The sequence below is a fragment of the Chryseobacterium indologenes genome, assembly GCA_016025055.1.
Taxonomy (GTDB): Bacteria; Bacteroidota; Bacteroidia; order Flavobacteriales; family Weeksellaceae; genus Chryseobacterium; species Chryseobacterium indologenes.
Genome location: CP065590.1, coordinates 4,517,212 through 4,534,685 on the forward strand (window position 1 = coordinate 4,517,212; position 17,474 = coordinate 4,534,685).

The following is a 17,474-nucleotide window of genomic DNA, read 5'->3' on the forward strand; positions in this document are numbered from 1 at the left end:
TGAAATTTAAGGGAGTTTCATAATAAAAAAATCTGTCAGAAAACTGACAGATTTTCAAACAATTTTGATATACCGAATATATTTACGGATTATCCCCTGTTGCATTCTGAGCCAATGGCACATCATTAGGGGCTTCCTGTAAAGTTTTATCTAAAGTAAATAAAGATTCGTCTGTGGCACGGTCACCACCTGCGATTTTCAATTTATCAATCAGGTTCTGAGCCAGTGTCTCTTCCTCAATCTGTTCCTGTACAAACCATTGCATAAAATTCCACGTTGCCCAGTCTTTCTCTTCCATTGAAAGGTCTACAATTTTGTAAATGGCTGTTGTATTATCCACTTCATGTTTAAAAACGCCATCAAAACAAGCGGTTAAGGATTCCGGATCTGCTGGTGGTGCCGGAATAGCATCTACTTTTGGTTTTCCGCCTCTGTTCAGGATATATTCCATGAATTTAATCGAATGGTTTCTTTCTTCCTGTGCATGTCTGTACAGAAAGTTGGCAATGCCCTGATATCCTTTATCATCCGCCCAAATTCCATAGGATAAAAAAACATGAGATGCATGGATCTCTTTATTCATTTGGTCACTAAGTGCTTTTTCCATGTTAGCGGAAAGTCTTTTAGTATTCATAATGTTATATTTTGGTGATTATTGGGATAATCATGCAAAAATGGTTCCGATAAAGTTTTTATTTTAAATCAAAAGCTTAATTTTTCAGTTATACGAACTGATTATCATTGTTTTAAATTAATAATTTATAGTTATTCTAAAAAAGAATCTCAGGCCGGAACCGCGTAACAATACCTCCGGTTACTGATAACTGCACTTTCTTTGCATCGGCTTTATCATTCCCGGAGCATAAAAAAGAGGTTCAACTTTAAGTCAAACCTCTTTTATATTTATAGAATTTCCGGCAACGAATTATTTCACTTTTTTTGCCATATAATCACTTTCGTTTCCTAGTCTGTCGATCGCTTTAATTGCTAATGCACCAAGTTTTTTACCGTCTTTAAATTTTGGGATATCTTTAGACAGGGTATCGAGGGTCAGAATTTCGGTTTCCCAAACTCCGTTATACTGTTTAAAAAGAACCCATTGAAAAACATTACTCATATTTTTTGAGCTCCAGCTTGTCTGGGCAAAACTTCCGTTATCAGTAATAAACAGCGTTGGAGTCTGTAATGGAACTGCTTTGATCCATGGTGTCTTCGGAATTAATGCTTTTTCACTGTAAGGACCGTTTTTAAGGGCCGGTAGCATATTGGCATTTTTCGTTAATCCTGCAATACTCCAATGAATTTCGCCGGCATCTTTTTTCAGGATATTTCTGGAAATTTCGATCTGATTTTTAATTTCGGCAGGACGATCGGACACTTTGATCTCAACCGTATTCAGGCCTGGCCATAAATGTCTGTTCATAGTATTTTCAGACTGCCACCAACTAAGCAGAGATTCAAAGCCCTGTCCTTTAGAGTCAATCGGCCAGTATAGCTGTGGTGAGAAATAGTCTACCCATCCTTTATTCAGCCATAATTTAGCATCAGCATACAGCTCATCAAACTGAGAAGATCCTACAATTCCTGCAGGGTACCCCGGTTTCCAGATTCCAAACGGGCTGATCCCGAACTTAACGTGGCTTTTTTCAGCATGGATTTCTTTATAAATTCTTTCTACAAATTTATTCACATTGTCTCTTCTCCAGTCAGCTCTTGATAAGTTTCCACCGCTGCTCACATAGGCATTCCAGGTTGCGTTGTCAGGAAAATCTGCCCCTTTGTTATAAGTTGCGTAAGGGTAAAAATAATCGTCAAAATGGATGGCATCGATATCATATCTCTGTACAATATCTTTTACCACATTGGAAACGTGGCCTTGTGTTTTAGGATTAGCCGGATCAAACCAGTACATTCCGTTTTTTAACCTTACCACGATATCAGACAGCTTATTGGCCATTGAAAGACTGTTTACGGATCCTCCGTTGGTGTGATGAGCACGGTAAGGATTCAGCCATACGTGAAGTTCCAATCCTCTTTTGTGGGATTCGTCAATCCAAAACTGAAGAGGATCATAATTAGGGTAAGGAGCTGTTCCTGTTTCTCCTGTTAAAAAGTAAGACCATGGTTCGATATTACTTGTATATAGAGCATCTGCCGAGGGTCTGATCTGGAAAATAGCTGCATTGAAATTGTTATTTTTCAGCATATCAAGCATAGCAATGGCTTCTGCTTTTTGCTGATCTACCGTAAGGTCGTTTCTTGACGGCCAGTTGATGTTGGCTACACTGGCGATCCAGGCACCGCGGAATTCTCTTTTGATCTCAGGAAGATTTGTTCTGAACATTTCATCTGCAGCCGTTGGCGGTGTGACGGGAGTAGGTTTTGTAGTGGCTACAGGAGGTTTAGGCTGAGAAGTATTGTTGTTGGGTTTAGTTGTATTTTTAACAGGAGGAGTCTTGGTAGTATTGTTCTGGACAGAACATGAGGTACTGTAAGACGCAAAAACTCCTAATAAAACGATAAGTTTTAATTTATTCATTTTCATAGCCGCAAAACTACTTTAAATTATATTTTATTATTTGGAAAATTTTGTTGAAAAAATAAACATTTTTTTCAAGGTATCAGAAAAAAAGCCTCGAAAAATCGAGGCTTTGATTTTATCTGTTAGAATGTTATTATGCTTTTGCAGATCTTTCCACTCTTTTTCTTTCTTCTTCAGAAAGAAGTTTCTTTCTCATTCTGATAAAGTTTGGAGTTACCTCAATCGCTTCATCACCTTGGATATATTCCATACATTCTTCAAGAGAGAATAAGATTTTCGGAGCAACACCTGTATCTTTATCTTTTCCTGAAGCTCTCATGTTGTTCAGCTGTTTTGCTTCTACGATGTTTACTACCAGATCTCCCGGTTTGTTTTGTTCACCGATAATCATCCCTGCATAGATTTCCTCACCCGGATCAACGAAGAACTTACCTCTGTCCTGTAATTTAGCAATAGAATATTCTGTAGCAGGTCCCTGAGTTTTGCTGATCAGTACTCCGTTATTTCTTCCCGGAATAGCTCCTTTGAAAGGCTTATATTCTGTGAAACGGTGAGCCATAATAGCTTCTCCTGCGGTAGCTGTCAACATTTGAGAACGTAATCCGATCAAACCTCTTGAAGGAATTTCGAATTCCATGTGCTGCATTTCGCCTTTAGTTTCCATAATGTGAAGGTCACCTTTTCTCTGAGTTGCCAGGTCGATTACTCTTGAAGCATATTCTTCCGGAACGTCAACCACTAAAGATTCGTAAGGCTCACAGCTTACCCCGTCAATTTCTCTTAGGATAACCTGAGGCTGACCAATTGTCATTTCATATCCTTCTCTTCTCATCGTTTCAATTAAAACAGATAAGTGAAGAATACCTCTACCGAATACAAGGAATGTATTGGCGTCATCGGTTTGCTGAACTCTTAAGGCAAGGTTTTTCTCTAATTCTTTAGTTAATCTTTCCTTAAGGTGGTTAGAAGTAACGTATTTACCATCTTTACCAAAGAAAGGAGAATTGTTGATTGAGAATGTCATGTTAAGAGTAGGCTCATCAATAGCGGTTCTCTCCAATGGTTCAGGATTTTCAAGATCTACGAAAGAATCACCGATCTGGAAAGAATCGAAACCAACTACAGCACAGATATCTCCGGCTTGTACTTCAGTTACTTTTTTCTTTCCTAAACCTTCGAAAACGTAAAGTTCTTTTACTTTTCCTTTTACTACTTTACCGTCTGCCTGAGCAAGACCGATCCATTGAGATTCTTTGATCTCTCCTCTTGTTACTTTTCCGATAGCAATTCTTCCTAAGAAAGAAGAGTAATCAAGTGAAGTAATCTGCATCTGAAGATTTCCTTCAGTTACTTTCGGAGCCGGAACATATTGTAAAATTCCATCTAATAATGGTAAAATATCTTCAGTCTGCTCTAATGAAGTGTTGAACCAACCTTGTTTGGAAGAACCGTAGAATGTTGGGAAATCCAATTGTTCTTCAGTTGCATCAAGGTTGAAGAACAGATCAAATACCTGGTCATGAACTTCATCAGGACGGCAGTTTGGTTTGTCAACTTTATTAATAACAACTAATGGTCTTAAACCTAATTCCAACGCTTTCTGAAGCACGAATCTTGTTTGTGGCATTGGTCCTTCGAACACGTCCACCAACAGAATAACTCCGTCAGCCATTTTCAATACTCTTTCTACTTCTCCACCAAAATCGGCGTGACCAGGAGTATCGATTACGTTAATTTTTGTGTCTTTATAAGTAACAGAAATATTCTTGGATAAAATCGTGATCCCTCTTTCTCTCTCAAGATCATTGTTATCCATAATTAATTCCCCACTCTCCTGATTTTCTCTGAAAATGTTGGTAGCGTGGATGATCTTGTCAACCAAAGTTGTTTTTCCGTGGTCAACGTGTGCGATAATCGCAATATTTCTAATGTTTTGCATATAGGATTTTTACGGGTGCAAAAATAGTGATTTTAAATGAATTAATTAAAAAGTTTATGCAATATTTAACAATTTCATAATGAGAATTTTAGATAATTCTATTTTTACTGCACTAAAAAAATATAAGACAACACCTTGTGTGAGTATCCCAAATTCATCCTATTTTTAAAATAATTCCAAAGAATAGTTCATTTAACAATAAACAAGCTGTTCGACAGAGGTTCATGTCCTTTTATCAATGTCTTATTAAACGGTACAGCAATACCAAATCAATCAATGTGACTATAATAAATTTCGTCAGGAAAGATTTCTTGGAGATTTTATGGTTAAAAAAGATCATCCCTGAAGCCGCTCCTATTATTCCGCCAAACAGCGATATTCCCAAGAGCATATTTTCAGAAATCCGCCATTGATGTTTTCGGGCCTGCCATTTATCAAATCCAAAGGCACCAAATGCAATCATATTGATTATTAACAAAAAAGGGATCATTCTAAAATTATTTCCTGCAAAAATAGAGCTTAATTTAAAAACAGAAAGCCCCGGGAAGATTTATTCCATCATCAGCTGAAGATTTTTTACATTTGCCATCTTAAAAATATAAGCAATGACAGTACAAGATCTGGCCGGAACCTATTCTATCAAAGGGAGCAATCAGGAGGAATCTAACGATACTTCTTACGAAGGTATATTATTATTATCTGTTGATGAAAACAACCGCGTCGTTGCCCAATGGATTATTGGTGATCATGTGCAACACGGTACCGGATTTTATAAAGATCAGATATTAGTTCTCAACTTCAATTATGAAGGTGATGATCAAAAAGTTTATAAAGGAGTTGCTGTCTACAGATGTTTAAGTAAAGATATACTGGATGGCTTCTGGTCTGAAAAGCATGGTAATCCTTTATATCTGGGAAGTGAGTATTGCAGGCGCATCCAGAATTCATGGCTGTTTAATTAGTCCAACAATTTTTAAATGAATTTTTCAACACAATAAAAAAAGCCCGGAATCAATAATTCCGGGCTTTCCAATTTTTAATGTGAACTATATCCCTTGTTCTACATGTTTTCCTTCCTTGAATTCTTCCACCATTTTAGCATTAAAAGCAGGAAGATCTTTTGGGGTTCTGCTCGTTACCAATCCGTTGTCTACGACAACTTCTTTATCTTCCCAATGAGCTCCGGCGTTCATTAAATCTTTGCTGATTGAATGTACGGAGGTCATATTCCTACCATTCACCACTTCAGCGTTGATCAGGATCTGTGGTCCATGACAGATAGCCGCAACCGGCTTATTTTGTACAAAGAAATCCTTAACAAAGGAAAGCGCCTGATCATCAGTCCTCAACTTATCAGGATTAAGAACACCCCCGGGAAGCACCAACGCGTCATAATCTGAAGCCTTAACGTCACTCAATGTTCTGTCAACATTATATTCTTTTCCCCAGTCTTTTTCAGCCCAGGCTTTAATAGTACCGGATTCCGGGCTTACAATGTCTGCCGTCCATCCCTGTTGCTCCAGATATTCTTTTGGAGATTGAAGCTCACTTTCCTCGAAACCGTTTGTCGCAAGAATTGCAATTTTTTTTGACATAATATTATCTTTTGGTGTTATAGGGTTAAAAGAGAAAATATGATGCCGTGCTGTACAATAAAATGCTAAAAAAAGTTAAATAAATACCACAAAAAAAGCCGCCTTTCTCAAGGCAGCTTTATGAGTATTGAAAGTAATCTTCAATTATTTTTTTGCTTTCACATCGATAGCAATTTCGATATCTTTACTGATCATCCATTCTGCAGGATCAGCTTCAGATGTACCGAATTTAATTCCCCAATCAGCTCTGTTTACGGTAAACTTAGCCTGAATATCGGCCGAAGCATCTGTAACATTTACTTTTGCAGGGAAAGAAACATTCATTGTTTTTCCTAATAATGTCAGGTTTCCGCTGATTGTTTTATTAGCTCCTGCTACAGCATCTTTAGGTGCATCTTTTACATCTGCTACGCTTGTAATTTTAAAGTCTGACACCGGATTTTTATCCACTGCAAAGAAATCTGCACTTTTAAGGTGTGTTTCAAGGTCAGCCGGTTTTTTGTCTTTTTCAGTTACGGAAGCCGGATCAACTTTAATAGAAGTCATATCTATAGTAAAGCTTCCTGCTACAAGCTGCCCACCTTCAATATTCAGGTCGCCTGATTTTATGTTTAAGGTACCCCAACGAGGTGCAAAACCTCCTTTGTGGAAAGCTTTCCAGTTTACTACAGAAGTTACCGTATCTACTGCTAATGCTTCTCCTTTTCCTTCAGCAACAGACTGTTCAGTAGCTACTGCTGTATCGGTTGTTTTTTCTTTATTGTTACATGATACTGCCAGTAATCCTACTGCTACCAATGCAATTACGCTAATTTTTTTCATATTGAACTGTTTAAATAAGTTTGTTGAAATCTTTGTTGTTTTCGGTTACAAAAATAGAAAAACATTATTATTGACATCTTATCATATATCAAGAAATGCGATAAGACAGTTTATTTGAACTTATGAATAAAAATAATGTGATACTTAGAATCTTATATCATTTTCAAAAATTTATTATCTTCGTGATTAGTCACAGCCATTTTAATGCTTACAGAATCGTCTGATAAGTTGTGAATTGCTTTCAAAAATTATTATCTTCGTGATTAGTCACAGCAGGTAATCAAATGTATAGTTGAAGAAGGGGGTTGTGAATTGCTTTCAAAAATTATTATCTTCGTGATTAGTCACAGCATTTCTAAATCTCTCATTATACCGTCGACCGTTGTGAATTGCTTTCAAAAATTATTATCTTCGTGATTAGTCACAGCTTTGGAAGTTGGTAAATATCACAGATTTCCGTTGTGAATTGCTTTCAAAAATTATTATCTTCGTGATTAGTCACAGCAAACCTATTTTCTGGAAAATAGAAACTACTGTTGTGAATTGCTTTCAAAAATTATTATCTTCGTGATTAGTCACAGCAAACCTATTTTCTGGAAAATAGAAACTACTGTTGTGAATTGCTTTCAAAAATTATTATCTTCGTGATTAGTCACAGCACGCATCTCTCCTATCTGCTTTGCTTTTCTGTTGTGAATTGCTTTCAAAAATTATTATCTTCGTGATTAGTCACAGCACCATCGCCTGCGCCTGTTGGATAATATGGGTTGTGAATTGCTTTCAAAAATTATTATCTTCGTGATTAGTCACAGCCATAACATTATCGATTTCATTTTCTAATGCGTTGTGAATTGCTTTCAAAAATTATTATCTTCGTGATTAGTCACAGCTAGGTTCACGCGTGCTAATTCAGCCGCAACGTTGTGAATTGCTTTCAAAAATTATTATCTTCGTGATTAGTCACAGCACGAGATCGGATTCGATCTGGATTGACTTCGTTGTGAATTGCTTTCAAAAATTATTATCTTCGTGATTAGTCACAGCATTAGTCATCATTTCTACCTTAATCGCAACGTTGTGAATTGCTTTCAAAAATTATTATCTTCGTGATTAGTCACAGCAATATTGCTTCCAATTAGATGGCATTGTATGTTGTGAATTGCTTTCAAAAATTATTATCTTCGTGATTAGTCACAGCTATCGTTATCTAGTCGAATTAAGCGTTTTTGTTGTGAATTGCTTTCAAAAATTATTATCTTCGTGATTAGTCACAGCATTGTTTTTTCAGCCTCAATTCTTTTTGTTGTTGTGAATTGCTTTCAAAAATTATTATCTTCGTGATTAGTCACAGCGTGACTACAGCATTTAAATACCACATCACTGTTGTGAATTGCTTTCAAAAATTATTATCTTCGTGATTAGTCACAGCAGACACTTCCAAGGCATTAGCTATCTCTTGGTTGTGAATTGCTTTCAAAAATTATTATCTTCGTGATTAGTCACAGCAATTACACCTTGGGGACATTGGGCTGTTTCGTTGTGAATTGCTTTCAAAAATTATTATCTTCGTGATTAGTCACAGCTTACCTGTGACGTATCTGATATAATTTCATGTTGTGAATTGCTTTCAAAAATTATTATCTTCGTGATTAGTCACAGCAAAAGGTATTGCAGTTTGGTTAATCAGCATGTTGTGAATTGCTTTCAAAAATTATTATCTTCGTGATTAGTCACAGCTAAAGACAACATAAGGAGTTGCTACCTTCAGTTGTGAATTGCTTTCAAAAATTATTATCTTCGTGATTAGTCACAGCGAATATCCATTTTGAGCAAACAGCACTCCAGTTGTGAATTGCTTTCAAAAATTATTATCTTCGTGATTAGTCACAGCAAATTCGATATTTTGTCCCAACGTGGACTTGTTGTGAATTGCTTTCAAAAATTATTATCTTCGTGATTAGTCACAGCTCATCCAGACCGGAACTCATGAGCTTTTAGGTTGTGAATTGCTTTCAAAAATTATTATCTTCGTGATTAGTCACAGCGTTCTTCGTTTCGCCTTCCATGCTTCGAACGTTGTGAATTGCTTTCAAAAATTATTATCTTCGTGATTAGTCACAGCACGCTGTAGACAGATTTGTTTCGCCGCATGGTTGTGAATTGCTTTCAAAAATTATTATCTTCGTGATTAGTCACAGCGTAGCTTTTATGAAGTAGCACCCGGCGTACGTTGTGAATTGCTTTCAAAAATTATTATCTTCGTGATTAGTCACAGCCAGGCAAAATTTCCCTTAAAGCGTTGGGGTGTTGTGAATTGCTTTCAAAAATTATTATCTTCGTGATTAGTCACAGCCGAACTGTGATTGCTTACCTTCGTTGTTCAGTTGTGAATTGCTTTCAAAAATTATTATCTTCGTGATTAGTCACAGCCGTAATAAACGATACAACTCAATTCTATATGTTGTGAATTGCTTTCAAAAATTATTATCTTCGTGATTAGTCACAGCCACGAACGCCGTACGTTAGGGGGCAGCGCGGTTGTGAATTGCTTTCAAAAATTATTATCTTCGTGATTAGTCACAGCACTCGCCAGTACTTTTAATGCTCTCCCACTGTTGTGAATTGCTTTCAAAAATTATTATCTTCGTGATTAGTCACAGCCTGTGACTTGCTGGCCGCCTTTAGGAAATAGTTGTGAATTGCTTTCAAAAATTATTATCTTCGTGATTAGTCACAGCGGGGCTTTTGATTTCAAAACATATAATGGTGTTGTGAATTGCTTTCAAAAATTATTATCTTCGTGATTAGTCACAGCGATGGGCTAGATGAATATATATATTATACGGTTGTGAATTGCTTTCAAAAATTATTATCTTCGTGATTAGTCACAGCTTGCAACTGTATATCATGAGACAGGTGCTAGTTGTGAATTGCTTTCAAAAATTATTATCTTCGTGATTAGTCACAGCTGCCCGCAGCAATGAAGCTAAGGAACTCGGGTTGTGAATTGCTTTCAAAAATTATTATCTTCGTGATTAGTCACAGCTTGTTCCGGTTCTTCAGTATTGAAAAGCCAGTTGTGAATTGCTTTCAAAAATTATTATCTTCGTGATTAGTCACAGCCTCAAAAAACAATCCACTGAAAATCAGTAGATTGTTTTTGTTTTTTAGGATTTTAAATTTAGAATAATTCAAGCTGTTGAAAAGTTGGAGGAGGTTCTTCTTTATTTCTGGCAAAAAATATTTCAATATCTCCAAATTGTTTATCCGTAATACACATAATAGCAACTTTTCCAGCTTTTGGAAGCATAAATTTCACTCTTTTAATATGAACCTCAGCATTTTCACGACTTGGACAATGCCTTACATACATTGAAAACTGAAATAACGTAAAACCATCATCAAGCAAAGATTTACGAAACCGGTTCGCATCTTTCATGTTAGCTTTAGTTTCTGTTGGCAAATCGTATAATACTAAAACCCACATAATTCGATAAGCATTAAACCTTTCGGCATTCATATCAATTTAGGATAAGAGATCAATCGTTTTTCACCTGTATAGCATTTATATAGAGACATGGCTGTTGTTTTTACTGCAATCAATAATGGTCTGATTTTATCATCTATTTTCACATCTTTAGTCGCAATCTGTAAAATGAAAGCTTTAAATTCTTTAGTTAATTCTTCAGTTTCTGAATTACCAGCCAGCCATTGCATGACTAATAAATCAACAAAAGGACGATAAGGTTCCATCAGGTCATCGGCCAGACAGTAAGGATTGTATTTATTCTTATGGAAAATTCCGAGAACAGGAAGTAATCCTGTCTCAACAATCGCTCTTGCCACAATACTTCTCAAAACCGAATATCCGAAATTAAAAAACTGATTGGGTGAATCTCCAAAACGCTGTCTCAAAAAATCTAGACTAATAAGATGCTTCCAGTAATGCTGTGCAGCAATCCCTTCCATATTAGTAATATCTCCACTTTTCACATTATTCTGGTAATCGCTCATCGGTTCATAAAAATTTCCTAGGCGTTTTAAAACCTCTTTTTGATTTTCAATTTTACATTCAACAGTCTGTTTCCAAAGTTGTTTCTTGAGGGGTTCACTGGCTTCTAATTGATCTTTAATTCGGTCGGAATGTTCTGTATGTCCATAAAGCGGAAGCATAATTCCATGGGGTAAATGATGACCGTCACAACTTACCACTACTACATTATTTCCCATCATTTTCTGAATTAACTGATGTGAAATAGTAATTTGGAAGTGGTCCAACATCAGTAATCCCAAATCTTCCACTGGAACTTTACCTTTCATTTCTTTAGTGGAAGGTTCCAAAATATACATCTGTTCATCTTTAAGTTTAAGATGAGCCGGATTGCCGATGTAGATTGAGCGGGTGATCATAATTATTATTCTCCTATTTTGGTAATTTCTCCTAAATGATTCAATCTTACTTTTATTGGATTAATTCCAACTAATGCACCAACACTTTTAAATCTAAAATATCTTTTCGAATCTTTTGCTGTTGGGATATTTTTCAATTCCGTATTCTTTGTTTCCAAATGATGCCTGAAATAATAATCATTATTAGAAATACTCCAAACCAAATACAAATGTTTACTCAATAAGGATTTATCATTATTTTTTATGGCTTCATCAAATCCCTCTTGAGATAATCCCAAAATAAACATTTCATTTTGCTGCATACTGAATTTTAAATTAAGTTCATCAGCAGGTAATTTATCCAAAAATAAAACCGGAAGTTCTTTATCTAATAACAGACTCCAAACATCTGCTGAATTTTTAATAACAGCAGGTATATTATATTTCTTTCTTTCTACTGCATGCCAAAATGCACAACTGTGCTGAACCAGCTTACTATCTTTATCTTCATAAATGGCAATATGATGATTGTTCCCAGTTAAAACAAAACCAATATCTTTACCATTTTTATCTTTCTTAATTATCTGTAAATTATTAGCATCAGGACGGGCAAACAAACGAACTGTTATAATCGGAATTTGTTTTTCTTGATTAAACCAAAGAATGTCCTTGAAAGCTTCTTTTTCTTTACTTCCAAATTGAGTAAGTCTTTCTTTTACCAAAAATTTCACTCTTTCATCAACAATATCATCAACCTGATTTGCTTTAAGATTTTGCAATTTATATTTCAGTACTGTTGCATCGTTGTAACAAGATGCCTTTTCCAAAATTTCATTTTTTTCTTCGTTAAAAAAAATTGGATTTTTCTTTACTGTTGATAAAGCCTTTTTAGAATTATTTTCATTTTCAGAAAGCCTTGTTTCAACAAGATCTCTAATTCTGGAATTGACAATTTTATCTGGGTTTTCAAACAAATATTTTAAAGGCTTATCTTTTTCAATCACTTTTATTTTCCCGTAAACAGATTGTTCGTGTAAAGCACCTCTTGGAACAATCACACCTGTTTCTTTATTTTTACCCGTTGCTTTAAACTTAGTTATTGTTGCTACTTTTTTACCTGCTTTAAAAGAAATTAAAATTTTGTCAGCCTCTTTCATTACTTCCCGTGTAGTAAAAGGCTTCTGAGTCTTTAAATATTTTTCTAAAAGTGTAGTCTTTTCATTAAATTCTATTTTAGCTTCTTCCACTTCTTTAATCATCAAATCTTTTGTCTCGCTTGAATTTAAAGTATTTATTCGTTGAATAAAACCTTGCTTAGTACAGGCTACTACCAAAGCATCAATGGCATGATGACGATGATCATCTCTTTTAGTCCAGTTTTCTATTTCTTCCTTTTGATGTTTTCTTTTTCCATGCTCACTTGTCCATTCTTTGGTGATTGTTTGTCCTAATTCTTTGTATTTAGGCATTTGTAGATTCATCAAAATATCATCCCAACCCCATAAATTACGAAGCTTTGCAGTAACTCCACCTTCTGTTGTGGTTACATTATTACATACTTTTTGTAAAATTTCCCTTGATTTACGAGAAATATATTGGGTATCTCTCAATTGTCTGTCGATAAAGTTTTCCCAAAGTTTTTTATCTGTTTCTGTTTCCTTTCCAAGTTTTTTCCTTTCAAGATATTCTTTGTGTGAAACTTTCAATCTTTGCATTTTACTGTAAGAAATAATTCCTTTTTTGAACCAGTCATCCACTCTTTCTGAATATATTCTAACTTCTTCTTCGCCTTTTGCAGTAATGTAATCATATGCAGTCTGATTTGTTTTTGTAGAGTTACATTTTCGATGAACAAGAACTTTGTTGGTCTGTGAGTCATCAAACAATAAAGCTTTCGGTACAATATGATCCACATCATAAGCATCCCCATTCAAAGCTTCCGTTAAATTAAAGGTTTCTCCACAATAAATGCATTGATTATTAACGTGAGCATCTTTCAGATTTTTACTAAGAGATGGAAATATGAATTTATATTTTTGAATATACCGTTTGGTTACAGGCAGTCCTAATTCAGCCAGTCTTTTGCCTATTTCTTCATTCAGTTTTTTATTCCTGGAATTTTGTAAATCGGTATCATTTCGTTCATCTTTACTTTGTTTAAGTTCCCTGGCAAGTTCAACTCTAATTTCAGATGGCTTTCCATATTTCTCAAGAATTGTATTAACTACATTAATCATCTGATTCAGAATTTTCTCAACAATAGGCTGCCTTAAATTATTTTTAGGAAGAAGTTCTAATCTTTCCAAAGTAATTTGCGATTCTCTTTCATCTTTTGTTAAAGAATTAGAGTGATTATAGCCTGCCAAACTGCAGGATTCAGAATAATTATAGCCTTCCATCAGAAAAGGAAGAATTTTCCTCATCGATTTATTCGATTTGCTTCCAAAAGCCTGCTTATTAAAATCAATATGGGATAACTTTTCGGCAATGTCTTCATCAAGACCGAATCTTTTAATTAAGGCATTTTTACATTCGTCTAAATCCTTCAGAGAATAAATAGTATGCCAAAATTGATACAATGGTTCTCTTTCCAATGATGCATCAAGTTCAAGACCGGCTCTTTCTTCAAGAATTTCACCCGTCTTCTTATCCACCAATATTGCAGTATGGTCTGAAGTAATTATAGAAACATCAAAATTCAAAAGTTCGTGATCTCCTAAAACATTATGAAGAGCTGCATATGCTTCATTTCCTTTAATACCCTTAAGGATTTGCTTATTCACATATACATCTTCTTTTTTTAGTTCTAAAATTTCGAGAAGTGTACTAAAGCTTAAATTTTCATTTTTAAATAAATAATCTGCTAAAATTTCTTTCTGTTTTAAATTTGGGACTTTTTCACCCCATTTATATTTGCTTCCTTCCGGATTTTTTATTTTTAAGCTAATTGTATTGACTACTTCCCAAATTCGGCAAAGCTGAAACAATGGAGATGTTTTAGGAGCAACCTTCGGCCCAACAAATACCACTTTATTTTTATTTTTTTCCTTGTCATAAACAGTTTTCTCAAAGCCTTCAAGTTCACAGATACTCACTAATCCTTTCTGAGACTTCAACTTCCTTTGAAAATAAATGATTTCATTTCTTAATTGGTGAATTACTTTATCTGTAAGAAAACCGTGCTTATCTTTTTGAGCATTAATTATAGTATCAAACTCTTCTATATAAGCTTCCCTTGGATAAACCTCTTCTTTAACTCTAAAATACTGCTGATTATTTTTGTCTGAAAAAGCAGTAGAAAGCTCTTCATAAAAGTATTGTCCAATGGTTTGTCTTCTATCTTTCAGTTGAGCATAACGCCCTTTTACTGCTTGAACATAATCGGTATCTTTTTTATCTGAATTAGCTTCACTTCTGGCAGACTTATAACCTCTTTTCTGATTCAGCATATATAGAATACGTCCTAATTGTTCTGCGGAAATATCCTCATTAGGATTGGCAGAGTCACTTCTTAATTTCCATAAATCAAGCATTGGAAGTTTCAACAACTCTTCTGATGGAAAAATATTGTATTTTTTCAGAATTTTCTTTAAATCACTTCTCCTTAGCTGTTTTCTATCATACCCTTTCCTTTGGGTACGACTTACTGTTCTATTTTGATTTTTAGTAATTGATAAGCCTCTTTGAAATTCTTCTTTATCACTTGTTGACAAAGGAATTATTCTGGAACCCATTGCAATAATGCGAATAGGAATATTGTTTTCATCAACTTCAATCAAAGCCCAGCCAATAGAGTTGGTTCCTAAGTCTAATCCAAGTATATTTTTAATCATCATTATTAATTTTTGATACCACATAAAATTAGAAATAAAAAAATATCCGAATTACGGATTCCCATAATGACTTCCAGATTTTTTTCTTCTATATTTGTAACAATAATTTTGAAAAGCAATTCACAATAAGGATTATTCCGTTGTGAAAACATTCAAGGCGGGGCAACTCGCCTTTTTCGTTTTAAAATCCTATTTTAGCCTTCCGAAAACAGAACAATGACGACCGTAGAATTTATACAGAAGCAGCTCAATATTTCTGAAAAGAGCATCAACAATACGTTACAATTATTAGCAGAAGACTGCACTATTCCTTTTATTTCCCGTTATCGTAAGGACAAAACAGGAAATCTTGACGAAACCCAGATCGAGCAGATTTCAAAAATCAGCAAACAGTTTGAGGAAATTGTCAAAAGAAAAGAATCGATCTTAAAATCCATTGATGAACAGAAGGCTTTAACACCGGAACTCCGACAAAGAATTCAGGAAAGCTTTGATATACAGGAATTGGAAGACCTCTACCTTCCTTTCAAAAAACGCAAGAAAACAAAAGCTGATGCAGCCAAGGAAAAAGGACTTGAACCTTTAGCCAGAATCATTATGAGCCAAAAAAACAATGACCTATTGTTTCTGGCGTCAAAATACCTGAATCAAGACGTTTCTTCAGAAGAGGAAGCACTGCAGGGTGCCAGAGATATTATGGCTGAATGGATCAACGAAAATATGTATGTGCGTAAAAACCTGCGCCGCATATTTCAACGCAAAGCTGTCATCACCTCTAAGGTGGTAAAGGCTAAAAAAGAAGAAGATGACGCCCAGAAATTTTCCCAATATTTTGAATGGGAAGAAAACCTCAGCAGAACACCTTCTCACAGGCTTTTGGCGATGCTGAGAGCGGAATCGGAAGGTTTTGTGAAAACCAATGTGGGAATTGACAAAGAAGAAGCCATCGATTTTATTGAAAAAGCGATTATCAAGTCCAATAACGAAAGTTCCGAACAGATTGCATTAGCCATAAAAGACAGCTATAAAAGGCTTTTAGAACCTGCTATTTCCAATGAGGCTTTGCAGGAAGCGAAAGAAAAAGCAGACCAGAAAGCTATCGAAATATTTTCTGAAAATCTTGGTCAGCTTCTGTTAGCTCCTCCTTTGGGTGAAAAAAGAATTCTGGCTATTGATCCCGGATACAGAAGCGGATGTAAAGTAGTTTGCCTTGATGAAAAGGGAGATTTACTTCATAACGAGACCCTCTACCCTCATGCCCCTCAGAACGAGAGCGGCATGGCAATGAAAAAAATCCGTTCGATGGTCAACGCTTACAATATTGAAGCAATTTCTATCGGAAACGGTACTGCAAGCCGTGAAACTGAATTTTTTATCAAGAAAATAGCTTTTGATAAGCCATTACAGGTTTTCGTAGTCTCTGAGGCCGGAGCATCGGTTTATTCCGCAAGTAAAATTGCAAGGGACGAATTCCCTTCATATGATGTGACGGTGCGTGGTGCCGTATCTATCGGAAGACGTCTTTCTGATCCGCTGGCAGAATTGGTAAAGATTGATCCCAAATCTATAGGCGTAGGTCAGTACCAGCATGATGTGGACCAGACCCTTCTGAAAAATGAACTGGACTCAACGGTCATGAAATGTGTGAACTCAGTAGGAATCAATTTAAATACAGCGAGTAAATCATTATTAAGCTATGTTTCAGGAATCGGAGAGAAGATGGCTGAAAACATTGTCAATTATCGTGCTGAAAACGGGGCTTTCGAAGACCGAAAACAATTGAAAAAAGTTCCAAGACTGGGAGAAAAAGCTTTTCAACAGGCAGCAGCTTTTGTAAGAATCTCAAATGCAAAAAATCCGTTGGATAATTCTGCGGTACACCCGGAAGCCTATGGAATTGTTGAAAAAATGGCAAAAAAATCTAGGTATTAAAACGGATGAACTTATTGCCAATAAGGAAAAAATCGCTCAAATAAAGGCTGAAAATTATATCACAGAAGAGATCGGAATCTTAGGCATCAAAGATATCTTAAAAGAACTTGAAAAACCTGGATTAGATCCCAGAAAAGCGGCTAAAGTTTTTGAATTTGATCCTAATGTAAAAAGCATCAAAGACCTTAAAGCCGGCATGATACTTCCGGGAATTGTTAATAATATTACCGCATTCGGATGTTTTGTAGATCTGGGAATCAAAGAAAGTGGCTTGGTGCATATTTCCCAATTGAAAGACGGGTTTGTCTCTGATGTGAATGAAGTGGTAAAACTTCACCAACATGTAAGGGTAAAAGTTACAGAAGTGGATGAAGCCAGAAAAAGAGTTCAACTGAGTATGATTCTGTAAAAACACCATACCT

The 17,474-nt window shown here is 35.5% G+C and carries 10 protein-coding genes, 1 pseudogene and 1 CRISPR repeat array; of the genes and pseudogenes, 2 read left to right on the plus strand and 9 right to left on the minus strand.

Going from position 1 to position 17,474, the window contains the following annotated elements; translation table 11 throughout:
* Positions 1 to 82: 82 nt before the first annotated feature.
* The 4 genes from H3Z85_20910 to H3Z85_20925 form a co-directional block, all read right to left on the minus strand.
* Complete coding sequence (locus H3Z85_20910) at positions 83 to 634, minus strand: ferritin (GenBank protein ID QPQ51662.1); 552 nt, start codon at positions 632 to 634, stop codon at positions 83 to 85.
* A 291-nt stretch (positions 635 to 925) separates the two neighbouring features.
* Positions 926 to 2,545 carry a family 10 glycosylhydrolase gene (locus H3Z85_20915; protein QPQ51663.1) on the minus strand — a complete coding sequence of 540 codons (1,620 nt, stop codon included), beginning with the start codon at positions 2,543 to 2,545 and terminating at the stop codon, positions 926 to 928.
* 130 nt (positions 2,546 to 2,675) lie between these two features.
* Positions 2,676 to 4,481: a translational GTPase TypA gene (typA, locus tag H3Z85_20920; GenBank protein ID QPQ51664.1), complete on the minus strand. Its 1,806-nt coding sequence runs from the start codon at positions 4,479 to 4,481 to the stop codon at positions 2,676 to 2,678.
* A gap of 235 nt (positions 4,482 to 4,716) precedes the next feature.
* Positions 4,717 to 4,971 (minus strand): DUF1294 domain-containing protein, encoded by a 255-nt coding sequence (locus tag H3Z85_20925; protein ID QPQ51665.1) that lies wholly within the window; start codon positions 4,969 to 4,971, stop codon positions 4,717 to 4,719.
* A 115-nt stretch (positions 4,972 to 5,086) separates the two neighbouring features.
* Between H3Z85_20925 and H3Z85_20930 the strand changes: the two genes are divergently transcribed.
* Positions 5,087 to 5,443 (plus strand): hypothetical protein, encoded by a 357-nt coding sequence (locus H3Z85_20930; protein ID QPQ51666.1) that lies wholly within the window; start codon positions 5,087 to 5,089, stop codon positions 5,441 to 5,443.
* 84 nt (positions 5,444 to 5,527) lie between these two features.
* Here the strand turns inward: H3Z85_20930 and H3Z85_20935 are convergent, their stop codons facing one another.
* The 5 genes from H3Z85_20935 to cas9 form a co-directional block, all read right to left on the minus strand.
* Complete coding sequence (locus tag H3Z85_20935; protein ID QPQ51667.1) at positions 5,528 to 6,076, minus strand: type 1 glutamine amidotransferase; 549 nt, start codon at positions 6,074 to 6,076, stop codon at positions 5,528 to 5,530.
* A gap of 144 nt (positions 6,077 to 6,220) precedes the next feature.
* A complete protein-coding gene (locus H3Z85_20940) occupies positions 6,221 to 6,898 on the minus strand; it encodes a YceI family protein (protein ID QPQ51668.1) in 678 nt (225 codons plus the stop codon).
* Between the two features lie 1,305 nt (positions 6,899 to 8,203).
* A CRISPR array of direct repeats spans positions 8,204 to 10,021; the repeat unit is 47 nt; unit sequence GTTGTGAATTGCTTTCAAAAATTATTATCTTCGTGATTAGTCACAGC.
* A gap of 58 nt (positions 10,022 to 10,079) precedes the next feature.
* Positions 10,080 to 10,418 (minus strand): CRISPR-associated endonuclease Cas2, encoded by a 339-nt coding sequence (gene cas2 / locus H3Z85_20945; GenBank protein ID QPQ51669.1) that lies wholly within the window; start codon positions 10,416 to 10,418, stop codon positions 10,080 to 10,082.
* The gene (gene cas1 / locus H3Z85_20950) at positions 10,415 to 11,308 is read right to left on the minus strand and encodes a type II CRISPR-associated endonuclease Cas1 (GenBank protein ID QPQ51670.1); all 894 of its coding nucleotides are present in this window, start codon (positions 11,306 to 11,308) and stop codon (positions 10,415 to 10,417) included. The genes cas2 and cas1 overlap by 4 nt, the downstream gene beginning before the upstream one ends.
* Positions 11,309 to 11,313: 5 nt before the next feature.
* Entirely contained in the window at positions 11,314 to 15,123 is a 3,810-nt protein-coding gene (cas9, locus tag H3Z85_20955) for a type II CRISPR RNA-guided endonuclease Cas9 (protein QPQ51671.1), read from the minus strand.
* 213 nt (positions 15,124 to 15,336) lie between these two features.
* Here cas9 and H3Z85_20960 point away from each other — a divergent pair.
* A pseudogene (locus H3Z85_20960) lies at positions 15,337 to 17,461 on the plus strand (RNA-binding transcriptional accessory protein).
* Positions 17,462 to 17,474 lie beyond the last annotated feature (13 nt).